Source organism: Neoroseomonas terrae (assembly GCF_018129025.1).
In the GTDB taxonomy this organism is placed as follows: domain Bacteria; phylum Pseudomonadota; class Alphaproteobacteria; order Acetobacterales; family Acetobacteraceae; genus Neoroseomonas; species Neoroseomonas terrae.
The window spans coordinates 88,067-111,909 of the sequence record NZ_JAAEDI010000014.1 but is presented as its reverse complement, the minus strand read 5'-3'; the positions used below and the strand labels follow the sequence as shown (position 1 = coordinate 111,909).

The following is a 23,843-nucleotide window of genomic DNA, read 5'->3' as shown; positions in this document are numbered from 1 at the left end:
CCGCTTAGATGGCAGCGACATGGAGCCGGCAGTTGCACCAGCCTTCATCGCCTTCACGATCTGTTCGAGAAACTTCCTGGCCCAGGCGCAGGTGTTGCATGACAGCCTGAGACGACATCATCCGGGGGTCCACTTCTACGTCGCCCTGTGCGACGAGCCGACTGGCGTCGATTTCGACGGCCTGCCCTTCGACATCCTCCGCATGAGTGATCTGGGAATCCCGCAGCTCGCTCAGATGACCGAGCGATACAACATCACGGAGCTCAACACCGCCATCAAACCTTTCGCCTTTCTGACGCTGTTCGATCGGCACCCCGGCGCGGCCGTCGCCTATTTCGATCCGGATATATGGGTCATGTCGCCGCTGGAGGAACTGCACACCCTGCTGTCAGACGGCGGGGCGGATTGCGTCCTGACGCCGCATCTCTGTGAGCCCGCGGAGTATGCCGAGATGGATGAATCGAAGATGCTGCGGTTCGGCATCTACAACCTCGGTTTCTGTGCGCTGCGCGATACGGCTACGGTGCGCCGTGTTGCGGCATGGTGGGCGCGCCGGCTCGAGACGCACTGCATCATCGATCTCGCAGCGGGATTCTTCGTCGATCAGAAATGGGCGGACCTGCTGCCGGCCTTCATCGAGCACACCGCCATCCTGCGCCATCCCGGCTACAATGTGGCTTATTGGAATCTTGCGCAGCGAACGGTTCGGGCGCCGGCGGAACCAAGCGCCGGCGGCTGGAAGGTCAACGGCGCGCCGCTTCGCTTCTTCCATTTCAGCGGTTCGGCGGTCGATGAGGATTCGAGCTTCAGTCGTCACAGCCAGCAGTTCCGCACGGAGGCACTGCGCGACGTCGGAACGCTGTTTGAGCAATATCGGTCCGAAGTAAGGCGCTTTGGGCGAGAGGACTACCGGCGCATCCCCTATGCCTTCCGCTGGAATGGTGCCGGGCAGGAGAACGAGCACAGCCCGAGTTCGCTGCAGGACTTCACCGCGGTGAAAGGCGCCGCGGCGTCCTCGCGGCCTCTCACCATCGAGGCCCGGGCACCCAACCTGCCGGTGCTGCGCGCACGTTCCCAGGGCGAGATGTCGGCGTTCGCGGCCGACCTCGCGCCGAAGATGGCGCGACGCCGTGCCTTCGAGGCGAGCCTGGTGCCAAACGAGTCCGGCGAGGCGGGGTTCACGGTCGAAGGCCAGTGCGTCGTCTGCGGCGGCACGCGGCCGCTTCAGGTCAACTTCAACTACGCGACCGGACGACTGCCGGACGGGCGCACCCTGCCGAACTGGCGGGAGCACCTGGCCTGCACGGGCTGCGGCCTCGGCAACCGGCTGCGGGCTTCTTTGCATCTCCTCTGGCAGGAACTCCGGCCGCGGCAGCACGACCGCATCTACATCACCGAGCAGGTCACGCCGCTGCATGACTGGCTGCGCCAGCGCTTTCCCTTCGTCGTTGGCAGCGAGTACCTGGGCCCGGGCCACACCCCGGGCGAGATCGTGGACGGCCTGCGTCACGAGGACGTTCATCGGCTGAGCTTTCCCGATGCGGGCCTGGACCTGATCCTGAGCTTCGATGTGCTCGAACATGTTCCCGATGCGCGGCAGGCTCTCGCGGAGTTCTGGCGCTGCCTGAAGCCGGGAGGTTCGCTGCTTTTCACGGCACCATTCCGCGAGGATCTTCACAGCCACCTGGTGCGTGCGGTGCTGCGCCCTGACGGCTCCATCGAGCATCTGATGGAACCCGAGTTCCACGGCAATCCGGTTGATCCGGAGGGCGGCAGCCTGTGCTTCCAGTATTTTGGGTGGAAGATCATCGAAGACCTGTCCGCCGTCGGCTTCAGCGACGCGGAGGGCCTGTTCTACTGGTCGGCGCAGTTCATGTATCTCGGCGGCGCGAACAGCGTCTTCATCGCGCGGAAGCCGCTATAGGCCTTGTGCCGGCCGCCCCGGTCGCCGGGGCGGATCCTATCGGGGCGAAGGCGGCGCGGCGGGCGCCTCGGGCATGTTCCTGGGGCGCCGGTCGGTCCAGCAGAGCATGGCCCGCTCGACGGGCAGCCACCAGATCTCGTCGGGCTGGAACTGGTCGATCCACTTCCAGTCGAAGTGACAGCCCTCGTGATGCAGCCAAACGACGCGCCGGGCATTCTGCGCGGTCAGCATCAGAATTTCGACGTTGGAGAAGGAATCGCCGATGATCATGATCGTCGGCCCTTCGACCCGATCGGATGTGGTGACGAAGGGGGGTGGAAAGGGTGGGTTACCCGGCAAGGTCTCGCCCTGAGGCATCGGGATCGTGAGGTAGCGGACGGGCTCGGACAGATCGGCGCCCAGGCCGAGCAGACGGCTGAGGTCGCTGCCGCTGCGCCGTGTCGTAGGCCCGAAGATCGTAGGCCGATCAACCCGCCATGATTCGCGTCCCATGGCGGCGACTACGGCGTTGTATCCGGCCAGCGAACCCGCCGGGTTCCAGTGCGTGTCATAGCGAAAATAGACGCGCCCGGCCTGCCGCGCGGCACGAAGGCTAGGGCGCATGTCGAGGGTCCTGACGCCGCGCTCGCGCAGTTCCGTCATCAGCAGGTCGTATTCAGTTGTCCGATCGCCGCGCCGAGCCCAGCGCGGCAGCAAGTCGTCATAGATCGTGCTGCCGTTCGGGGGGACGCCGAAGATGAACCCGATTCCGCGCGCGGCGAGTATCGTATCGACTTGGCGAACGAGATCTGCCGTCTGCCGCACCTGATCCGCACGGATCAGGTGCCCGGCGCTCTGCTCAACGGCTCCCTCTGCGCGATAGAAAAGCTGCCAGCGCTTGCCGATCAACACAGAGTCATTGCCACTGGCCAGCAGCCAGTGCGCCACCAAGGCCTGAGCATGGATCATGTGGCGGCGAAGCCCGAAGTTATCGCGCAGCCAGGGATCGACCCGCGCTGGAAATGTGATCCATTCGAGCCAGCCCCGCGGCATGGCGGGCGCTTCGGCAGGGGGGCGCAGTTCATCGGGGGAGCGCATGGTATTGGGGAACACCACACCGGTAATCAGCGGCACGGCGAGCAGGGCCACCAGGCAGAGGAACCATCCGCGGCGATACCGGAAGAACATGGGCCTCAGAACCTGAAGTAGAGAAAAGGGCTATAGGTCCCGGCTGCAGCATAGAGCAGGCTGAGAATCAGCAGACCAAAGGTCCAGGCCGTGTCCACTGTGGCGCGAAGCCTAGCCAGGCCCGGGACGGCCAATCGACGCAGGGCAGGACCCCAAGCCGGCATCGTCGCGAACGCCCATCCGGCTGCAAGCGCCAGCATGACGCCGGGCTCGAGCGCGAGATGGACCTGTAAGCGCATGGCGCCGATACCGTTCCAGCCCAGCAGCCCGGCATACATCGCCGCAGCCCCGCCGACGTCATGCGCGCGGAACAGCACCCAGCCACCCATCACGGCGAGGATTGTGTAGGCCCAGCGCAGCGCCACCGGCAGCCTCCCCAGCACGCGGTTCAAGCCCATCCGTTCGATCACCAAAAAGGCGCCATGCCAGGCGCCCCAGAGCACGAAGGTCCAGTTGGCGCCGTGCCAGAGCCCGCAAAGCAGGAAGACGAGGATCAGATTGCGGTAGAGTTGCGCAGAGCTGCCTCGGCTACCGCCGAGCGGGATATAGAGGTAGTCCCTGAGCCAGCTCGACAAGGAGATGTGCCAGCGCCGCCAGAAATCGGTGATGGACAACGCGGTATAGGGAAGCCGGAAGTTCCGCGGAAGACTAAAGCCAAGGATGAATCCGAGGCCTACCGCCATGTTGGAGTAGCCGCAGAAATCGAAATAAATCTGGACCGTATAGGCAAGCAACCCTGTCCAGGCCTCGAGCATCGACGGCGCGGAGGTGCGGTCAAAGACGGTCTCTACGAGGATTGCGACCTGATCCGCGATAAGGATCTTTTGGGCTAGACCGATAATGAAGATGCGCGCCCCGATCGAGGCTCGGCCAAGTGTATGTCGGCGCGAGCGCAATTGCCGCGCGATTGTTTTGTAACGCACGATCGGTCCCGCCACGAGCTGCGGAAATAGAACAATATAGAGTGCGATTTCACTAGGACGCCTATTCGCGCGGAAGCGGCGCCGATAAACATCAATGATATAAGAAAGGCAATGAAACGTGAAAAATGATATCCCCAATGGCAGGGGAAGATTTGGCTGCTTTATAGAAACCCCGAGAACGGGCAATAGTACTGCATTGATATTCTGAACTATGAAATCCCCGTACTTAAAGGATGCCAGAAGGAGAAGATTCAGTGCCACGGCGACGATCGTGGCGATCAATCGATTCCGTCGCTCTTCACGATCTATATAGATCGCCGCCGTCCAGTTGAGCGCCAGCGATAAGAGAAGCACCAGAACGAACCACGGTTCGCCCCAACCATAGAAAATTAAGGAGAAAACAATTATAATATAATTTCTGATTTTATCTATTTTTACTGTAAAATAACACAGAAAAAATAAAGGAAGAAAGAAAAACAAAAATATCGCTGACGAGAAAACCACGATTTTACTTACCAGAAACGCTTAACGTTCTGATTGTCAGGTGATTCATTGTGGCGGGCTTCCGGTGTGGTGCGCGGCCACAGACAGGCCAGCAGGATGATGCGATTCGGCGTAGGTATTGTGGTGCTTAGCATTGCGGCCTCCTAAGTCAACGGAGGCCAACGAACACCTGGATCATCCCGTGAGGTCTTGTCTGATCCACTACCGCGGCGAACGCACACCTCGAACAATCCCCGCCATTGGAAGCCGGTGAAAGTGGCGAGTGGGGCGCTGCAGGAGACGGGCGTCCGTCTATCGACCGCTGACAGGGACGATTACCGCCCCGCCTGTATTTCCGGTGGTTGGGCTTGCACGCGGACGCGCCTCTCCCTTCGACCCAGACCAGGCGGCGCATGTGGTGGGCCGGGTTGGTCAGCGTGATGTGCGCGCGGCGCGGAAAAGACCGAAGCAGCGCATAGCCAGGACCTCCAGCGTCCTCCGGCCCGTATCCGTCGCCACATTCTTGCGGTTGTAACCGTTGTGACGATGTAGGTCCGTCAACAGGTCGCCCGGGAACTTCCAAGAGACCTTGCACTCGGCGTGAAAGCTCAGCAGGCGGAGAGCGGGACGCCAAAGAGAACTGGCGGCGGAGCTAGTCATTGGCGAACCCGCCTCGGGCCCGAACTCCCGGCTACCAGGGAAAATACTGGGAAAACTCGAGCAGAACGCCGGATTCCATCGTCGCTGCGCGCCCGAAACCCAAGAAATTTGGGCCTTGCCGCCGGGACACCCTACTACCCGAACAGGGAATTTCTGGGTCCCTAACAAGGATTGCTCAGCCATTGGCAGGCTACTTAAGCCGGCCCATTCCCGCAGGCGTTATCGGCGTGGCGTCGGCACCAAGGCCGGCAAAACGCTCCCGCACTATGGCCCCGCCAATCGATGCGCCACTCTGGCCCGTTGAGCGCATCTACGCTCTCCGCTGGCGCGACGTCGATGCCAGCAGCGTAACCCAGCTTGATGACAGCCTCTTCTACGCTCGCGGTTCACTATTCGCGCGCGCCGGACGCGTTCGGCACCGCATCGCCGCTTCAAGTGCGAAGGCATCTCGCGTCTGCCCGAGACCGACGGCGGGATGCGACGGCCAGACATTCCAGCGTTGGCGCCGTGGAACCCTTGGATGTGGGTACCACACGGTTGACATGACCATCTCATGGTCGTTTTGCCTATTTTTCGACCCTATTATTTCTGCATGAGAGCGTCTTGCTGATATTTTCCGCATCTCTATAGTCAACCACGGGACGGACGTCGCACTCCAGCAGGGGATTACAGCGCATGTTCCGTCGCCGAGACCTTGGATCAGCCGTTGCCGCCGCCGTGGCGATGCCCCGACTGGCCTCCGCGCAAGCACAGCGCGTGCTGCGTTTCGTGCCGCAGGCCGACCTTCCGAACATTGATCCGATCGCCGGCACGCAGATCGTCGTGCGCAACGCGTCGTACCTCGTCTACGACACGCTGTTCGGCGTCGACTCCCGCCTCGTGCCCCGGCCGCAGATGGTCGAGGCCTATGACCTGTCGAGCGACGGGAAGGTCTGGACCTTCCGCCTGCGCGAAGGGCTGCGCTTCCATGACGGCGAGCCGGTCCTGACCCGCGACGCCGTCGCCAGCCTCCGGCGCTGGCTGGCGCGCGATACGATGGGACCGATGATCCTCTCGCGCCTTGACGCTATCGAGGGGATCGACGACCGCAGCTTCCGCATCCGCCTGAAGCAGCCGATGCCGCAGCTCCTCTGGGCGCTGGGCAAGCCGGCCTCGGCGGTGGTCATGCCGGAACGCATCGCCTCGCTCGACCCGCATCGCGTCGTGCCGGAGTTCATCGGCTCCGGGCCGATGATGTTCAAACGCGACGAATGGCTGGCCGGCGCGCGTGCGGTCTTCGTGCGCTCGCCGCACTTCCGGTCGCGCGACGAGCCGTCGGACTGGCTCGCCGGCGGCAAGCCGATGGCCTTCGATCGCATCGAGTGGATCACCATGCCCGATCCGTCGACGGCCGCGAACGCGCTGAGCAGCGGCGAGATCGACTGGTGGGAAAGCCCGATCGTCGACCTCGTGCCGCTGCTTCGCCGCAACCGGCGCATCAAGGTCGATATCGCCGATCCGCTCGGCAATGTCGGCACCTTCCGGATGAACCACCTCCATCCGCCGTTCAACGATGTGCGTGCGCGGCGCGCCATCCAGCTCGCACTGAGCCAGGAAGACTACATGCGCGCGATCGTCGGCGACGACGCCGACCTGTGGCGCCCGATGCCCGGCTTCTTCACGCCCGGCACGCCCACTTATACCGAGGTCGGCGGCGACGTGCTCAAAGGCCCGCGTCGCTACGACGAGGCGAAGCGCCTGCTCGCCGAGAGCGGCTATGACGGCGAGCCGATCGTGCTGCTCGCGACCTCGGACGTCCACATCAACAAGGCGCAATCCGACGTCACGCGCGACCTGCTGGCCAACCGCCTCGGCATGAACGTGGATTTCCAGTCGCTCGACTGGGGCACGGTCGGCCAGCGCCGCGCCAGCAAGGCGCCGCCATCCCAGGGCGGGTGGCACATCTTCCACACCTGGAGCGCCGGCGCATCCTGCCTCGTTCCCGCCGGCTACAACGGGCTCGCGGCCAGTGGCGATCGCGCCTGGTTCGGCTGGCCGAGCTCGGATTCGGTGCAGGAGGCGATCGCATCCTGGTACGCCGCCGTGGACGATGCCCAGGCCCGCGAGGCGATCGACCGCATCAACCGCGTCTCGATGGACTTCGTGACCTCCATCCCGACCGGATTCTTCCTGGGCCATACGGCCTGGCGAGACAATGTGCGCGGCGTCGTGCAGGCGCCCTTCCCGCAATTCTGGGGTGTGACGAAAGCCTGAGGGAAACGGAGCAAGACATGCAATACGATCTGATCCTGCGCGGCGGCCGCGTGCTCGATCCGGGCGGCGGCGTCGACACGGTGACCGACATCGCTTTCGCCGGCGGCAAGGTCGCGGCACTCGGCGAGGCGATCGGCAGCGCCAAGGCGGCTGAGGAGCGCAATGTCGCCGGCTGCATGGTCATGCCCGGCATGATCGACTTCCATACGCATGTCTACTGGGGCGGCACCTCCATCAGTGTCGATGCCGACATTCTCGCGCGGCAGGCCGGCACGACGACCTGGCTCGATGTGGGCAGCGCCGGCCCCGGCAACTTCCCCGGCTTTCTCAAGCACGTCATCGAGCCGAGCCAGACGCGCATCCTCGCCTATCTGCACATCTCCCATGCCGGCATCTTTGCTTTCACCATCATGGGGGAAAGCGAGGATCTACGCCTGATGAGCGCGCCGGCCTGTGCCAAGGTGGCGCGCGAATTCCCCGACGCGATCCGCGGCGTGAAGGTCCGCATCGGCGCGAATACCAGCGGATCGAACGGCATCGCGCCGCTCTATCACGCGATTGAGGCTGCCGACCTCGCCGGCCTGCCGACCATGTGCCATATCGACAAGCCGCCGCCGCGCTATGTCGATGTGCTCGAGGTGCTGCGCCCCGGCGACATCCTGACGCATTGCTACAAGCCATTCCCGAATGCACCCGTCTATGCCGATGGCCGCATCAAGGAAGGGCTGTGGGCAGCGCGCGAGAAGGGCGTGTATTTCGACATCGGCCACGGCCGCGGGTCCTTCGCCTTCAAGGTCGCGCGGGCCATGCTGGAAGGCGGCTTTCCGCCGGACATCATCAGCTCCGACGTGCATGTGCAATGCATCGACGGGCCGGCCTATGACAACCTTGTCACCATGTCGAAGTTCCTTTGCCTCGGCATGCCGCTTACCGAGATCGTGCGCGCGGTGACGGCCACGCCGGCGCATGTGCTGAAGCGTCCGGACCTCGCCGATCTCACGATCGGCACCACGGGCGATGCGACGGTGCTGCGCATCGAGGACGGTGACTTCCTCTATACCGACGTGGTCGGCGAGAAGATGCGGGGCAAGCAGCGCTTCGCCCTGGACAGCGTCGTGCTGGGCGGCCGCCTCTGGCACGCTGCTTCCGACGCGCTGCCGGCCTGACATCATGTTGTCGCGCAGCAACTCCCCGATCGTCGCCGCCTATGTCGAAGCGACGCCCGGCTCGGCCGCGCTGCATGCGCAGGCGGCGCAGCGCCTGCCGAGCGGCGTCGTGCATGACAGCCGCTATACCGACCCCTATCCGATGTACACGGAACGCGCGACGGGGCCGCGCAAATGGGACGTGGACGGGCGCGAGATCGTCGATTTCTACGGCGGCCACGGCGCCCTGATCCTCGGTCACTGCCACCCCGACATCACCGCGGCCGCGCAGCGGCAGCTCGCCCTCGGCACGCATTTCGGCAGCTGCCACGCGCTCGAGGTCGAATGGGCGGGGCTGATCCAGGAGATGGTGCCCTGCGCCGAACGCGTGCGCTTCACCTCCTCCGGCACCGAGGCGACGCACATGGCGCTGCGCCTCGCGCGTGCCTTCACCGGCAAGCCGCGTATCCTGCGGTTCCAGCGGCACTTCCACGGCTGGCATGACCACATGGCCTTCGGCGTCGATGGCCATTTCGACGGGTCGCCCACACCGGGCGTGCTGCCCGAGATCGCGGCGGAGGTGCTGCTCGTCCCGCCCGGCGACATCGCGGCGGTCGAGCAGGCACTCGACGAACATGACGACATCGCCGCCGTCATCATCGAGCCGACCGGCGCCTCGACGGGCGCGGTGCCGGTCTCGGCCGAGTTCCTGCACGGCCTGCGCGCGCTGACGCGCCAGCATGGCGTCGTGCTGATCTTCGACGAGGTGGTGACCGGCTTCCGCGTTTCGCCCGGCGGCGCACAGGGCGCGCTCGGCGTCACGCCGGACCTATGCACCCTTGCGAAGATCGTCGCCGGCGGTCTGCCCGGCGGCGCAGTGGCGGGGCGCTGGGAGATCCTCGACTGGCTCGACTTCGACGCCGCCGCCGCGAGCGGGCGGGAGAAGATCAAGCACCAGGGCACCTACAACGCCAATCCGGTCTCGGCCGCGGCGGCGATCGCCGCGCTGACGCTGATCCGCGACGGCGACGTCTGTGAGCGCGCGACCGCCGCGGCGCAGGCGCTGCGCGTGGCCTTCAACCAGGTATTGGTGGAGGAAGGCATCCCCTGGTCGGTCTATGGGGAACATTCCGTGCTGCACTTCTTCACCAACCCGCAGGGGATGCGGATCGACCCGCTCGACTTCGACGCCATGGCACAACCGGCATCCGTGCTGGCGAGTGATCCGCGCAAGACGATGCTGGCGAAGCTCTATCTCGCCCTGGTGCTCAACGGCATCGACCCGAAGGGAAGCCGTGGCCTGATCCTCTCCGCGACGCACGGCCAGGCGGAACAGGATTGGGCGGTCGCGGGCTGGCGCCGTGCGCTGCGCATGCTCAAGGCCGAGGAGGAGGTCGGCGCCCGGGTGGCCGAGGCTGTGCGCTGAGATGTCGCTCGCCGCAAGCCCCACCATGTCGGCGGCCGAATGGCAAGCGCGGTGTGAACTCGCCGCGCTGTATCGCGTCAGCGAGCATCTCGGCTGGACCGATCTGGTCAATACGCACATCTCGGCCCGCATCCCGGACGAGCCCGACACCTTCCTCATCAACCACTATGGCGAGCTGTTCGAGGAAATCACGCCCGCAAGCCTCGTGAAGATGGACATGCGGGGCAATGTGATCGGCGACTCCCGACGCTTCAACAAGGCGGGCTTCGCCATTCACAGCGGTGTCCTGCTGGCGCGCCCGGACGCGAATTTCGTGCTGCACACGCATACCCGCGCCGGGATGGCAGCCTCCCTCCTGCCCAATGGGCTGCGGCCGATCAGCCAGGATGTGCTGCATGTCTATGATGACCTTGCCTACCATGCGTACGGCATGCCTTCGACGCAGGAGGAATGCGATGCGTTGGGCGAGACTTGCCGCCTCGGCAGCTGCGTCGTCCTGCACAATCACGGCCTGCTGACCTTCGGCCGGAATGTGCATGGCACGATGCTGCGCATGTACAAGCTGGATCGCGCCTGCGACGTGGAGGTGCTGTCGCGCTCGCTCGGCGTCGCGCCGGTTGAGGTCGATGCCGCGCTGGTCCCGCAGATCGGCGCGAAGATGCGCCGCTGGCGGGATGGCGACGAATATGGCCGCGCCGAGTGGCAGGCGCTGCTGCGCAAGATCGGCTGGCGGCCCGACACCTGAACCCACCGCCGCCTTCCAGGACCATTCCGGAGTGGATTGATGAAGTACCTCATCGAGCAGATGACCTCGGTCGAATTCAAGGAACGCATGGCCGAGGATCCGGTGATCCTGCTGCCGCTCGGCAGCCAGGAGGTGCAGGGGCCGTGCAACCCGATGGGCGACTTCATGCTGGCGCGCGACCTTGCCGCGCAGGTCGCTGAGCGCACCGGGGCGCTGGTCGCGCCGACCTTTCCGTTCGGCTGGTCCGATTCCTTCCGTGCCGTTCCCGGCGGCATCCAGGTCTCGCCCGAGAGCTTCACCGGCGTGGTGCGCGACATGATCGGGGCATTCCTTGATCATGGGGTGAACCGTCTCCTGGTGTTCAACGGCCATACCGGCAACCACGCGCTGCTCGACCGGCTGGTGCGCGACATTCGCCGCGAGCGAGGCATCATCGTTCCTTTCATCGACATCTGGCCGATGGTTCCGGCGCGCGTGCGCGAACAGGCGCACGGACCGAACTGGAAGGCATCGGTCGGGCATGGCGTCGATCCGATCGGCTCGGTCTATGCGCATCTCTATCCCGAGCTCCGCCGTCCGGAACTCGCGGACCCGGTGCACAACGGGAAGATCCTGATGGGGCTGCCGACGCAGGGATTGAACTCCGTGCGCATGGGTGAACTCGACGTCTATGTGCCGATGCACATCACCGATCACACCGATGGCACGGTGAATGGCGACACCTCGATCTCGAACGCCGCCGCCGGCAAGATCTTCGCCGACTACATCGTCGATCAGACGTCGAAGCTGGTCGAGCACATGAAGCTGGCTGATCTCCGCGCGCCAGTGGCGTGACGCGATGCCGCGGTGCGCATCATTCGCCGCACAATTGCGCAGCGACACGCGATGGTGAGCAAGCCATCGCGGCTGTTCGCGGCGATGCCGCCGATGGCACGCCACTTGCTGCGCGGTTCAATCGATAGAGTCGTGTCCGCAGGCGAATGCGCACGATCACGCTGCATCGGGAATCCCAGGCAATGACGTCTCCCAGGCAGATCCATCTCGGCGTGTCGATGCGCAACCCGTATCACATCGCGGCCTGGCGCCATCCGGATGCGCCATCCCGCGCGGAGATCGACCTGGACAACTATGTCCAGGTCGCCCAGATCGCCGAGCGCGGCAAGTTCGACATGGCATTCCTCGCCGACGGCGTCGGCGTGCGTGCGAAGGAACATGCGGCGCGCCACATGGTCGCGCATGACATCGTGAATTTCGAACCGCTGACGCTGCTCGGCGCGCTGTCGATGGTCACGAGCCGCATCGGGCTGATCGCGACCGCGTCCACCACCTACAACGAGCCCTATCACATCGCGCGGAAATTTGCCTCGCTCGACCATATCAGCAAGGGTCGCGCGGGCTGGAACCTGGTCACGTCCTGGTCGGAGGCGGAGGCGCTGAATTTCGGCCTGGAGCAGCCGCCCGAGAAGCTCGGCCGCTACGACCGCGCCGCCGAGTTCGTCGAGGTGGTGAAGGGCCTGTGGGACAGCTGGGATGAAGACGCCTTCCCCATGGACAAGGCGTCCGGCACCTTCTTCGACCCGTCCAGGATGCATGTGCTGGATCATCGCGGCCGGCACTTCACGGTGCGCGGCCCGCTCAATGTGCCGCGCAGCCCGCAGGGCCGTCCCGTCATCATCCAGGCCGGCGCGACCGATCGCGGGCGGGAGATCGCCGCCGCGCATGCCGATGTGATCTACGCCGCATCGCAGACGCTTGCGGAGGCGCAGGCCTTCTATCGTTCGGTCAAGGATCGCATGCCCAAGTACGGGCGGCGTCCCGAACAGCTTGCGATCATGCCGGGCTTCTCGATCATCGTCGGCGCCACCGAGGAGGAGGCGCAGCGCAAGTTCCGCGTGTTGCAGGATCTGCTCGACCCGCAGGTCGGGCTCATGATGCTCTACAACATGGTCGGCGACTTCTCCGGCTATGACATCGACGGTCCGGTGCCGCGCCTCGATGCCGCGCCGCAGGTCCGCAGCGAGATCCTCTACGGCATCGCCGAGCGCGAGAAGCTCACGATCCGCCAGCTCTACGAACGCATCGCGGTCAGTCGCGGACACCATTCCGTCGTCGGCACGCCCGAACAGGTCGTCGACGAGATGGAGGCGTGGTTCACGCAAGGCGGCGCCGATGGCTTCAACATCCTGCCGCCGCATCTGCCGGGCGGGCTCGCGGATGTCGTCGACATGGTCGTGCCGGAACTGCAGCGCCGTGGCCTGTTCCGCAAGGAGTACGAGGGCACCACGCTGCGTGAGCATTTGGGGGTCGTGGTCGCGCCGGGCGAACGATCCTCGCAGCCTTTCCAAGGAGAAGTGGCATGACCGGGCGACGCGATCTTCTGGGCATGAGCGTCTTCGCGGCGCTCGCCGCGGGGCTGCCGATCTCCACGGCGCGGGCGGCGTCGGACACGTTGCGCGTCGCCTTGTCCACCTTCCCCGCGACGCTGCGGCCCTATGCCTCCTCCGGGAATACCGGGAATGGCATCAAGCTGATGATGCATCGGGGCCTCGCATCCTACAACACGGATGGCGAGGTGCAGCCGGAGCTTGCGACCTGGACCCAGCCCAGCTCCACCGAATACATCTTCGAGCTGCGCGAGGCATACTTCCACAATGGTGATCCCGTCACCGCGAACGACATCGCCTACTCGCTCAACGAGATCATCAAGGAAGGCTCGACGGCCTTCCTGAAGGAGAGTTTCGAAAGTGTCGAGACCGTCGAGGTGCTCGGGCCGAGGCGCGTGCGCGTCGCGCTCAAGAGGCCGTCGGCGACCCTGCTCCTGCTCCTGGCTTCTCCCTTCGCGCCCATGATCTCCGCCAAGTCGGCTGGTACGCCGCCCGAGGATCCGATCGGCTGCGGGCCGTTCACCATGGTCAGCCGCGTCCGTGGCGAGGGCTTCGTGTTCCGTCGCTTTCCGCGCTACTACCGCGAAGGCCTGCCGAAGATCGAGCATGTCCGGTCGACCTATTACGGTGACGAGAGCCTGCGCGTCGCGGCGGTTGAGAATGGCGATGCCGACCTGATGGAAGCCGTGCCCTGGCAGTCCATCACGACAATGCGCCAGAACCCGAATGTGCGGGTCGAAACCGGTATCGGCGGATTCTACTACTTCCTCTTCAACTTCACGCGCGGTCGATTCACCGATGCACGCCTGCGCCAGGCGGTCGGGCTTGCCGTGGACCGCGACGCCTTCGTCGCCGCGACCTTCTACGGTCATGGCGCGCCGCTGCACGGCCTGCCGATACCCGAGGGCGCGTCCTTCTCGCTGGAACTGGCCGGTGAGCCATTCCGTCGCGACGTGGCGCGCGCAAAGCAACTGGTCACGGAGGCGGGGTTCCCGAACGGGTTCTCCGTCAACGTCCCCTGCTACAGCTCCGTCAGCGCCTTCCAGCGTGCGGGCCAGGTCGTGAAGGAGAACCTCGCCGAGATTGGGATCGAGGTGAATCTCGTGCTCGCGGACTATGCACGCTACACCACGGGCGGGAACCGCGGTCAGTACGAGCTCGGCCTCTATGGCTCGACCGGCTTCTACAACGATCCCGATGCCATCGCCTCGATGCTGGTCGGACCGCCAAGCTATCTGCGTTCCTTCGGGTTCCGCAGCGAGCGGATCGAGAAGCTGCTCCAGGATGGCCGCACCGAGCTCGACCCGGCAAGGCGCCGCCTGATCTACGCCGAACTCCAGAAGGCCAATGGCGAGGAAGCGGCCATGATCGGGCTGGGCTGGCGCCATGAAGGCTATGCGATGCGCCACAACGTCACGGGCTTCAAGCGCATGCCGTACTCCCTGACGACCTATTCACCGATCCAGATGGAGGGTGTCACCGTCGGCTGATCCGTCGTGATGTGGTTTGCCAAGCGCGTCGCCCTGTCGCTGCTGCTCGTCTGGATGGTGGCGACCATGGCGTTCGGCGCCATCCATCTGGTGCCGGGCGATCCGGCCGAGATCATGCTGTCCGAAGGCGGCTTCGCCCCCGACCCCAGCGCGGTTGCGGCCTTGCGGGAAGAACTCGGTCTCGATCGGCCTTTGGTGGAACAGTATGCCGACTGGCTGCGCGGGCTTGCTCGCGGCGAACTGGGGCATTCGCTGCTCGACCAGGAACCCGTCGACGAGCTGATCGGGCGCCGTCTCCCCCGCACACTGGAACTTATCCTCGCGGCAACGGTGTTCGCCGCGCTGGTCGGCGTGCCGCTCGGCGTGCTCGCGGCAGTCCGCCGCGGCGGGCTGCTTGATCGAACGCTCAACGGCTTCGCGGCGGTTTTCGACGGCATGCCGGTCTTCGTCATCGCGACGCTGATGATCCTGGTGCTCGCCCGACAGCTCGAATGGGTTTCGACCGGCGGCTACGTTCCTTTCGCCGAGAACCCGTCAGCCCATGTCAAGCTGCTGATGATGCCAGCGATCGCGATCGGCCTGGGCTTTGCGGCGGTGGTCCTGCGCATGACGCGCGCGGCGGTGCTCGATACCCTCAACCGCGACTTCGTGCGTACCGCACGGTCCAAGGGGGCATCACCGCTGCGCATCCTGGTGCATCACGCGCTGCGCAATGCGCTGATGCCGGTGGTGACAGTCGTGACCCTGCACATGGGCGCCATGCTCGGCGGCACGGTGCTGACCGAGTTCGTGTTCAACTGGCCCGGCATCTCCAGCATGATGGTCGACGCCGTGAACAGCCGCGACTATCCGGTCGTCGTCGGCACGCTGTTCGTCATCGCGGCGATCTTCGTCGCCCTGAACCTGGCGGTGGACCTGCTCTATGGCATGATCGACCCGCGGGTCCGCGCCTGATGCGTCGTTTTCCCTGGTGGGCCGCCGGCTTTGTCGCGCTCAGCATCATCGTTGCTATCCTTGTCCCTTGGCTAGGGCTGCACGATCCCTACACCATCGCGACCGGCCGGCAGTTCGAGGCACCGTCCTGGACGCATCCGCTCGGACGCGATGAGCTTGGGCGCGATGTGCTGTCGCGCCTGCTCTGGGGCAGCCGCACCTCTCTCAGTGTAGCGCTCGCCTCCGCTGTCTCCGGCTGTGTTCTCGGCGTGCTTCTCGGCATGATCGGCGGCTTCCTGCGCGGCCCGGTGGAGGTCGTGATCCTGCGCGGAACCGATGCACTTCTGTGCTTTCCGCCGCTGCTGTTGGCGTTGTTGGCGGTGACGCTGCTCGGCGTCGGCTACTCGACCCTGATCCCGCTGATGGCCCTCGTCTTCCTGCCGAGTTTCGTCCGCATCGCCTATGCAAGCGTGCTGTCCATCCGGTCCCAGGACTATGTCGAGGCCATGCGTGTCCTCGGCGCGGGGCGCATCCGTGTGCTCATGGGCACGATCCTGCCGAACATCGCCGGCCCTGTACTGGTGCAGTTCAGCCTCGCGGCGTCCGCCGCAATCACCTTGGAATCGGGGCTGTCCTTCATCGGCCTCGGCGTCGCGCCGCCGACGCCGACCTGGGGTGGCATGATCGGCGCGGGGCGCTCGGTGATGCAGCACGCGCCGCTGCAACTCCTCTGGCCATGCCTGATGCTCACCATGACCATCGTGAGCATCAACATGCTCTGCGATGGCGTGCGCGACATGCTGGATCCGCAAAGCCTGCCGATGCGGCTGAAGCGGCGCCCGGTGTTGCCGCCGGCGCCACCCGCGCCGGCCGAGCGGGGCTTCCAGCTCCAGGGCCTGGACGTCGCGATCGTCACGCCCGGCGGCGGGCGCATCCTGCCGGTCAATGATGTCTCGCTGGCGGTGGCGCCGGGCCGCACGCTCGCGCTGGTGGGCGAGTCCGGGTCGGGCAAGTCGATGACCGGCCTCGCGCTGACCGGACTGCTGCCGGCCAGCGCGGCCGTCTCCGCGGGTGCCGCCTGGCTCGACGGAGAGGAACTGCTGCGCGAGGGCGAGAAGCAAGCCCGATCGCGCCGCGGTCGGGACATCGCCATGATCTTCCAGGATCCGGCGAGCAGCCTCAACCCGGTGCAGCGCATCGGCACGCAGATCGAGGAGATGCTGCGTCTGCACGACGCGCCTGGCGCGCCGGCGCGCGGCCCACGGGTGATCGAATTGCTGGCGCGTGTCGGCATTCCGGACCCCGCCCGGCGCGCCCGCGCCTGGCCCCACGAATTGTCCGGCGGCATGCGCCAGCGCGTGATGATCGCGATGGCGATCGCGAACCGCCCCAAGCTGATCATCGCGGACGAGCCGACCACCGCGCTCGACGTGACGATCCAGGCGCAGATCCTGGAACTGCTCGCGGAACTCCAGCGCGAGAGCGACCTCGCGCTGATCTTCATCACCCACAGCCTGCCCGTGGTGGCGGAGATGGCCGACACCGTCGCCGTCATGTATGCGGGACAGATCGTGGAGACCGGCGCCGTCGCCGACGTCTTCGCTGCGCCGCGTCACCCTTACACACGCGCCCTGCTGGCGAGTGCGGCGTCGCCCGAGGGCTCACCCCCGCAAGGCATCCCAGGCCAGGTTCCCGCCTTCACCGCATTGCCGCCCGGCTGCCGCTTCGCGCCGCGCTGCGGCATGCGCAGCGCGTCCTGCGAGGAGACGCCGCCTGCGCTCGTGGAGACAGCCGCCGGCTGGCAATCGCGCTGCGTCCGCTGGAAGGAACTGGCATGAGGCCGCCGGAGCTGGTGATCGCGGAAGACCTCACGCGACAGTTCGGCGGTGGGTTCCTGGCGCGCCAACGGCCCGTTCAGGCCGTGACGGGCGTGAACCTCGCCCTCGAACGCGGTTCCGCGGTCGGGTTGGTGGGGGAAAGCGGATCCGGCAAGAGCACCATCGGGCGCCTGCTGCTCGGCCTGCTGCCACCCAGCGATGGGCGCGTCCTGTTCGACGGGACCGATCTGCGCCGCACCACGCTGCCCGAGATGCGGCGGCTGCGCCGGCGCATGCAGCTCGTCTTCCAGGACCCTTACTCGAGCCTCAATCCGCGTCGGCGCGTTGGCGCGCAGATCGCCGATGGCATGACGATCCATGGCCTCGCGCCGCGCGCGCAGATATCAGAGCGCACCGCCGAGCTGCTGCGCCTCGTCGGCCTCAATCCCGCGCATGGCGGGCGGTTTCCTCATGAGTTCAGCGGCGGCCAGCGCCAGCGCATCGGCATTGCCCGCGCCCTCTCGACATCGCCCGACTTCCTCGTGGCGGATGAGCCAGTCTCGGCGCTCGATGTCTCCGTGCAGGCGCAGGTCCTGGCATTGCTGGCTGATCTGCGCGCGCGGCTGACGCTGACCATGGTGTTCATCAACCATGACCTCGCCGCGGTGCGGCACCTGTGCGATCGCGTCGTCGTTCTCTACCTCGGCAGGATCATGGAACAGGGGCGCACCGAGGAGGTGTTCCGCGCGCCGCGCCATCCCTACACCCAGGCGTTGCTCTCCGCCGCGCCGAGTCTCTCGGAAGGACGCATCCGCCAGCGCGTATTGCTGCGCGGAGAGCCCCCGAGCCCAGCCAATCCGCCGCCAGGCTGCGTCTTCCAGACACGCTGCCCCCGCGCCGTGGACCGCTGCCGGCAGGAGGTTCCGACGCTGCGTCCGCGCAGCGCAGGCGACCACCTCGATGCCTGTCTCCTCGGCACCTAGGCCAGGTATCAGGCCGAGAGCGGGACCCCGCCCTCGCGCGCCGCGACATGGCGGTTGCGCGGTTCCGGCAGACCGAGATTGCCGCGGAAGGTCGTAGCCTCGTAGTCGTCGCGGAACAGGCCTCGCCGCCGCAGTTCCGGCAGGACCAGGCGGACGAAATCCTCGAGCCCCACCGGCAAGTGGGTGGGAATGATGTTGAACCCGTCCGCGGCCTTCTGTTCGACCCAGTCGGCCATGGTATCGGCGATGTCCGCCGGTGTGCCGATCACGGTGCGGTGGCCGCGACCTGACGCTACGGCCTGGTAGAGTTGCCGGATGCTGTAGCCCTTTTCCTGCGCCAGCCGGAACATCACCGCGGCGCGGCTGCGCAGCTTCGGGTCCTGCGGTTCGGGCACCGGTCCGTCGAGCGGGTAGCCGGACAGGTCGCCGAAATTGCCGTAGATGCCGGCGAGGCCCACGAGGGGATCGATCAGCTCCTGCAGCTCATCGTGCTTCGCCTGCGCCTCCGCTCGCGTCGCGCCCACGATCGGCACCAGCCCTGGCAGGATCAGCAATTCCCCGGCCCGCCGCCCATGCGCAGGCAGGCGCCCCTTCACCGATGCATAGTAGTCCCGCGCCGAGGCGAGGTTCTGTTCCGCCGAGAAGACCACGTCGGCGAAGCGCGCCGCGATGTCGCGCCCCTGTTCCGACGCGCCGGCCTGCACGATGACGGGGCGGCCCTGCGGCGTGCGCGCGACGCTGAGCGGGCCGCGCACCGCGAAATGCTTGCCGCGGTGGTCGAGCGTGTGGAGCTTATCGGGATCGTAGAAGACGCCCGAAGCCTTGTCGTGCCGGAAGGCGTCGGCCTCCCAGGAATCCCACAGGCCGGTCGCGACCTCGGCGAACTCCATCGCGCGCTCATAGCGGTCGTCATAGGCCATCTGGTGGTCGCGGCCGAAGTTGAAGGCTTCCGCGTCCGACCAGGAGGTAACGAGGTTCCAGCCCGCGCGCCCCTTGCTGATGTGGTCGAGCGAGCCGAACTTCCGCGCGAGGTGATAGGGCTCGTTGTAGGTGGTGGAGGCCGTGGCCACGAGGCCGATGCGGCTCGTCAGCGCCGCGAGCGCCGAGAGCAGCGTGATGGGCTCGAGCTCCGCATTCTGGTTCGACCGGCAGAGCGATCCGGCAGGCTGATCCTTCTGTCGGATGCCGAGCCCATCGGCGAGGAACAGCATGTCGAGCTTCGCCGCCTCCGCGATGCGCGCGACATTCAGGAAATGCGCGAAATCCATCGCACCATCGGCCGGCACGCCAGGATGCCGCCAGCCGCCGGCGTGGTATCCGAGGGCGCGGATCGAGACGCCGAGCTTGAGTTGCCGCTGTTCCGTCATCGGTGTGCTCCTGCCGCGCCCGATGAACCGAAGCAAGGACCATACCGCCCCGCCATTCGCTCGAGGCGGCCGAGTGCCGGGCGCGGTCCGCCTTCGCGCCCGACTCTCAGCGGATGCGGTTCAATGGCTGAAGCGTCGCGTGCCGCCATCCACATGGATCACCTGGCCCGTGATGTAGCGCGCCCGCGGTGAACAGAGGAACGCGGCGAGGCAGGACAGGTCCCGCGGTTCGCCCACGAAACCCACGGGAATGTCCTGGATGGCGGCGCGCTGGGTCGCCTCGCTCGCCATGATGCGCCGATCCACCTGCTCCGAATGAATGCGCCCTGGTGGAAGGCAGTTGATGGTGATGCCTTCGCCAGCAAGGTGGCGCGACATCGCCTTGGCCCAGATGTGCACGGCGCCATTGGGCGCGTTAGCGGCGTTCACCTCGCGCGGTTCGTCCTGACCGGTCAGGCAGATGATGCGGCCATGGCGCTGCTCCCGCATGGTCGGGATGAAGGCATGGGCGATGCGGCGGCCGGCCTCGAAGTTCAGCAGCATCGCTTCTTGCCAGGCCTCGTCGCTGCCGAGATCGACCTGCGGACGGCTTCCGCCCGCATTGTTGATGAGGATATCGCAGCGCCCGAAGCGGTCCATCATCTGCCGGTGTATGCGTTCCGCCGCGCCCGGGGCGGTGATGTCCTCGACGATGATGAGGGTATCGGCGCCGGCGGGCAGTTCGGCGGCAAGCTGTTCGAGCAGCTCGCCGCGCCGGGCGAGCACACCGAGCCGGCAGCCTTCCGCCGCCAGTTCCTGCGCGATTGCCCGCCCGAGCCCGACCGAGGCACCGGTCACCAGGGCCACGTGCCCCGTCAGTTGCAGATCCATTCACCCGTTCCTTCGAATTGTGAGGGGCGCTGTCAAACCGCAGACGCCCGGCTGCGCAGCACGCCCGCCGCCATGCCGACCGCGGCGAGGGCCGGCTCGACCACCGGAATGCCAAGACGCTCGCTGAGCGCTTCGCGATAGGCCGCCATGCCGGCGCAGCCGGTGATCAGGACCTGCGATCCCATCTCCTTGAGCTTCTCGCCGCAACGCGCGAGGCGATCGAGCGTCGCGTCGGGATCGTTGGCGAGTTCCACCACCGGGATGTTGACCGCGACGCTGCCGGCGAAGCGCTGCGCCAGGCCAAGTTCCCGCACATAGCGCGCGAGGCGCGGGCGGGAACCGTCCGTGGTGGAGATGACGCCGAACTGATCCGCGAGCGCCATGGCGGTGTAGAAGGAACATTCACCCATGCCGAAGACGGGCCGGGCGGTGATCTCGCGGCTTGCCTGCAGCCCGGGATCGCCGAAGCAGGCGATGACGAAGGCGGCAGTGTGCGGCTCCTCCCGCCGAATCAGCGCCTGCAGCGGCGGCACGACCTCGGCCTTGTGCGTATGGGAGGAGATGCCGGGCGGCCCTTCAGCGAGGGTCGCACAATCAACCGCGATGCCGCCATCCTGCTGCACGGCAACCGATCGGTGCAGCGCGTCGGTGATGTGCTGGCTCGAATTGGGGTTCACCACGAGGATGCGGTGGGTCATGGGCTCTCCCGTGCCTGTGCGCGGCGTATGGATGTCGGCGCCACGCGACGCCACGCCACGCAAATTCCTTGCTACGGCCTAGCACAGGGCCGGGCCGCGATCATGCAAGATTTTCTGCTCACAAAATGGGCTCGCGCAAAATCTCCTGCGTAAGCCGGCGGCATACCCACCCGCCCACGGCAAGGATCCGGCTTCGCCGGCGCGTGGCATGTGACTTGCTGTTCACGTGCTCCGGACCGTTCAGCGGATCGTCCGGCCGCGCACGCCGCAGCTCCTGCCGGGGCCGCTGCGGCGCACCGGCCCAGACAGGAGAGCTCCCATGCGTCGCCTTGTACTTGCCCTCTTCCTGGCCGCCGCGCCGCTCGGTGCGAGCGTCGCACAGGAACCGCTCCGCGTCGGCGTGGACGGCACCTTCGCACCTCACGCCTTTCCGCGCCTCGAAGGCGGCGTACAGGGCTTCAACATCGACCTGATCAACGAGATCGCGAAGCGCCTCGGCCGGCCCGTTGCCATTGATGCGGTTGCCTTCTCCGGGCTGATCCCGGCGCTAAACGCGGGGCGCTACGACTTTCTCGGCGCGCCCGTCTCGATCACGCGGCAGCGCGCGGAGAACCTGCTCTTCACCGAGGGCTACTTCGTCAGTGCCTATCAGTTCGCGATCCGTCGCGGCAGCGCGCCGCTCACCTCGCTCGACCAGCTCCGCGGCAAGGCCGTCGCGGTGAACAAGGGGTCCGCCTATGAATCCTGGGCGCGCGAGAATGCCGAGCGCTACGGCTTCACCATCCAGACCTATGACAGCCAGCCCGATGCCGTCCAGGCGGTGCTGACGGGCCGCGCCTATGCGAACCTCGCCGGCAATACCGTGGTCCGCTACGCGGCGACGCAGATCCGCCAGCTCGTGCCCGACCTCGTGCTCGAGGATACGCGCATCGAATGGGCCTTCCCGCTCCGCCTCGGCAACACCGCCCTGCGCAACCAGGTCGAAGGCGTGCTGGAATGCATGAGGCGCGACGGCACGATCGCGCGGCTTGCCGAGAAGTGGTTCGGCGACGCGTCTCCGGCCGATTCGCTGGAACGCACGCCGCTTCCCGGCTACGGCCCGCCGGGCCGCCCGGGCCATGACGCGACCGAGCATCCGGCCAGCTGCTCCTAGATGGCTGACTCGATCATCAGCGCGCGGGCGATCTGGAAGAGCTTCGGCGAGCTGTCGGTCCTCAAAGGGATCGATCTGGAAGTGGCGGAGAAGGAGCTCGTCTTCGTCATCGGCCCCTCCGGTTCCGGCAAGAGCACGCTGCTGCGCTGCCTCAACCGGCTGGAGGAACCCGACAGCGGATCGATCCGCATGGATGGCACCGAGATCCTGGAGAAGAAGGTCGACATCAACGCCGTGCGGCGCCGCATCGGGATGGTGTTCCAGTCCTTCAACCTCTATCCGCACATGAGCGCGCTCGGCAATGTCACGCTTGCGTTGCGTCACGTCCTCGGGCTGCCGCGCGACGCGGCGGAGGCGCGGGCGCTCGCCGCCCTCGAACGCGTGGGTCTCGCCGACCGCGTCAGCCATATGCCGGGGCAACTTTCGGGCGGCCAGCAGCAGCGCGTCGCCATCGCCCGCGCCATCGCGATGGAGCCGCGCGTCGTGTTGTTCGACGAGCCGACCAGCGCGCTCGACCCCGAGCTCGTCGGCAGTGTCCTGCAGGTGATGCGTGACCTGCGTGAGAGCGGCATGACCATGGTCGTCGTCAGCCACGAGATGGCCTTCGCCCGCGCCGCGGCCGACCGCGTGGTCTTCATGGCCGATGGCGAGAAGCTCGAGGAAGGCCCGCCCGCCAGCATCTTCGGGAACCCGCGGCACGAGCGCACCCAGGCCTTCATCCGTCAGATCGAGCGGCACTGATGGACGGTCTGGACGGGTTCATCTTCTCCTTCTTCAACCTCCGCGTCATGGTCGAGTACCTGCCGGACATCGCGGCGGGCTTCCTGCTGACGGTTGTGCTGGCGGTACTCGTCGTCATCTCCGGCCTGGCAGCGGGCCTCAGCCTCGCCGTGCTGCGCAGCTTCGGGGTGCGCCCGCTCAACTGGCTGATCATCTTCACCGTCGATCTGTTTCGCGCCTTGCCGTCGCTCGTCATCATCATGCTGCTGTTCTTCGGCCTGCCGACGGCGGGGATCAGCATGTCGGGCTTCACCGCCACCTGGCTGTCGCTGACGCTGGTGCTGATGTCCTTCTCCGAGGAGATCTTCTGGGCCGGCATCACCGCCGTGCAGAAGGGGCAATGGGAGGCCGCGCGATCGACCGGGCTCGGCTATCTCGGCACGCTGCGCCTTGTCGTGCTGCCCCAGGCGATCCGCATGACCATCCCGCCCCTGACCAACCGGGCCATCTCGATCACCAAGGGCACTGCACTGGGCTCCGTCGTCGGCGTCAGCGAGATCCTGGGATCGGCGCAGAGCGCGATGGCCTTCTCGTCGAATCCCTCGCCGCTCACCCTGGGCGCGATCGCCTACCTCATCCTCTTCGTTCCGATGATCGGCCTGGGCCGCTGGATCGAAGCACGTTTCGCCTGGAGGCGCTGAC

19 protein-coding genes are annotated in these 23,843 nt (G+C 66.2%); 14 read left to right on the top strand and 5 right to left on the bottom strand.

Annotated features, from left to right (window positions below):
* The first annotated feature begins 19 nt into the window (after window positions 1–19).
* Window positions 20–1,924 (top strand): class I SAM-dependent methyltransferase, encoded by a 1,905-nt coding sequence (locus GXW78_RS27990; RefSeq protein WP_246522197.1) that lies wholly within the window; start codon window positions 20–22, stop codon window positions 1,922–1,924.
* Window positions 1,925–1,960: 36 nt separating this feature from the next.
* Here the strand turns inward: GXW78_RS27990 and GXW78_RS14345 are convergent, their stop codons facing one another.
* The gene (locus GXW78_RS14345) at window positions 1,961–3,091 is read right to left on the bottom strand and encodes an alginate O-acetyltransferase AlgX-related protein (protein ID WP_211869507.1); all 1,131 of its coding nucleotides are present in this window, start codon (window positions 3,089–3,091) and stop codon (window positions 1,961–1,963) included.
* A 5-nt stretch (window positions 3,092–3,096) separates the two neighbouring features.
* Window positions 3,097–4,518 carry an MBOAT family O-acyltransferase gene (locus tag GXW78_RS14340; RefSeq protein ID WP_211869506.1) on the bottom strand — a complete coding sequence of 474 codons (1,422 nt, stop codon included), beginning with the start codon at window positions 4,516–4,518 and terminating at the stop codon, window positions 3,097–3,099.
* Between the two features lie 1,314 nt (window positions 4,519–5,832).
* On the opposite strand from GXW78_RS14340, the gene GXW78_RS14335 reads away from it, so the two are divergent.
* The 10 genes from GXW78_RS14335 (at window position 5,833) to GXW78_RS14290 (ending at window position 18,333) form a co-directional block, all read left to right on the top strand.
* On the top strand, window positions 5,833–7,410 hold the full coding sequence (locus GXW78_RS14335; protein WP_211869505.1) for an ABC transporter substrate-binding protein: 1,578 nt from the start codon (window positions 5,833–5,835) through the stop codon (window positions 7,408–7,410).
* A gap of 17 nt (window positions 7,411–7,427) precedes the next feature.
* Window positions 7,428–8,576 carry an amidohydrolase/deacetylase family metallohydrolase gene (locus GXW78_RS14330; protein WP_211869504.1) on the top strand — a complete coding sequence of 383 codons (1,149 nt, stop codon included), beginning with the start codon at window positions 7,428–7,430 and terminating at the stop codon, window positions 8,574–8,576.
* Window positions 8,577–8,580: 4 nt separating this feature from the next.
* Entirely contained in the window at window positions 8,581–9,981 is a 1,401-nt protein-coding gene (locus tag GXW78_RS14325) for an aspartate aminotransferase family protein (RefSeq protein WP_211869503.1), read from the top strand.
* Window position 9,982: 1 nt separating this feature from the next.
* Window positions 9,983–10,726, top strand: coding sequence for a class II aldolase/adducin family protein (locus tag GXW78_RS14320; RefSeq protein ID WP_272876846.1), 744 nt, complete (start codon window positions 9,983–9,985; stop codon window positions 10,724–10,726).
* Window positions 10,727–10,765: 39 nt separating this feature from the next.
* Window positions 10,766–11,560, top strand: a complete 795-nt coding sequence (locus GXW78_RS14315) for a creatininase family protein (RefSeq protein WP_211869501.1) — start codon at window positions 10,766–10,768, stop codon at window positions 11,558–11,560.
* Between the two features lie 182 nt (window positions 11,561–11,742).
* Complete coding sequence (locus GXW78_RS14310; protein ID WP_211869500.1) at window positions 11,743–13,086, top strand: LLM class flavin-dependent oxidoreductase; 1,344 nt, start codon at window positions 11,743–11,745, stop codon at window positions 13,084–13,086.
* The gene (locus GXW78_RS14305) at window positions 13,083–14,600 is read left to right on the top strand and encodes an ABC transporter substrate-binding protein (RefSeq protein ID WP_211869499.1); all 1,518 of its coding nucleotides are present in this window, start codon (window positions 13,083–13,085) and stop codon (window positions 14,598–14,600) included. Before GXW78_RS14310 ends, GXW78_RS14305 begins: the two co-directional genes overlap by 4 nt.
* Before the next feature lie 9 nt (window positions 14,601–14,609).
* On the top strand, window positions 14,610–15,554 hold the full coding sequence (locus GXW78_RS14300) for an ABC transporter permease (RefSeq protein ID WP_246522216.1): 945 nt from the start codon (window positions 14,610–14,612) through the stop codon (window positions 15,552–15,554).
* Window positions 15,554–17,371: a dipeptide/oligopeptide/nickel ABC transporter permease/ATP-binding protein gene (locus tag GXW78_RS14295; RefSeq protein WP_211869497.1), complete on the top strand. Its 1,818-nt coding sequence runs from the start codon at window positions 15,554–15,556 to the stop codon at window positions 17,369–17,371. Before GXW78_RS14300 ends, GXW78_RS14295 begins: the two co-directional genes overlap by 1 nt.
* The gene (locus GXW78_RS14290; RefSeq protein WP_211869496.1) at window positions 17,368–18,333 is read left to right on the top strand and encodes an ABC transporter ATP-binding protein; all 966 of its coding nucleotides are present in this window, start codon (window positions 17,368–17,370) and stop codon (window positions 18,331–18,333) included. The genes GXW78_RS14295 and GXW78_RS14290 overlap by 4 nt, the downstream gene beginning before the upstream one ends.
* Before the next feature lie 8 nt (window positions 18,334–18,341).
* Here the strand turns inward: GXW78_RS14290 and GXW78_RS14285 are convergent, their stop codons facing one another.
* The 3 genes from GXW78_RS14285 to GXW78_RS14275 form a co-directional block, all read right to left on the bottom strand.
* A complete protein-coding gene (locus GXW78_RS14285; protein ID WP_211869495.1) occupies window positions 18,342–19,700 on the bottom strand; it encodes an LLM class flavin-dependent oxidoreductase in 1,359 nt (452 codons plus the stop codon).
* Window positions 19,701–19,820: 120 nt separating this feature from the next.
* On the bottom strand, window positions 19,821–20,570 hold the full coding sequence (locus GXW78_RS14280; RefSeq protein ID WP_211869494.1) for an SDR family oxidoreductase: 750 nt from the start codon (window positions 20,568–20,570) through the stop codon (window positions 19,821–19,823).
* A gap of 32 nt (window positions 20,571–20,602) precedes the next feature.
* On the bottom strand, window positions 20,603–21,268 hold the full coding sequence (locus GXW78_RS14275) for an aspartate/glutamate racemase family protein (RefSeq protein ID WP_211869493.1): 666 nt from the start codon (window positions 21,266–21,268) through the stop codon (window positions 20,603–20,605).
* Window positions 21,269–21,587: 319 nt separating this feature from the next.
* Here GXW78_RS14275 and GXW78_RS14270 point away from each other — a divergent pair, with 319 nt between their 5' ends.
* The 3 genes from GXW78_RS14270 to GXW78_RS14260 are packed head-to-tail and all read left to right on the top strand — an operon-like array spanning window position 21,588 to window position 23,842.
* Window positions 21,588–22,421: a transporter substrate-binding domain-containing protein gene (locus GXW78_RS14270; protein WP_211869492.1), complete on the top strand. Its 834-nt coding sequence runs from the start codon at window positions 21,588–21,590 to the stop codon at window positions 22,419–22,421.
* Entirely contained in the window at window positions 22,422–23,162 is a 741-nt protein-coding gene (locus tag GXW78_RS14265) for an amino acid ABC transporter ATP-binding protein (RefSeq protein WP_211869491.1), read from the top strand. It begins immediately after the preceding gene.
* Window positions 23,162–23,842 carry an amino acid ABC transporter permease gene (locus GXW78_RS14260; RefSeq protein WP_211869490.1) on the top strand — a complete coding sequence of 227 codons (681 nt, stop codon included), beginning with the start codon at window positions 23,162–23,164 and terminating at the stop codon, window positions 23,840–23,842. Before GXW78_RS14265 ends, GXW78_RS14260 begins: the two co-directional genes overlap by 1 nt.
* Window position 23,843 lies beyond the last annotated feature (1 nt).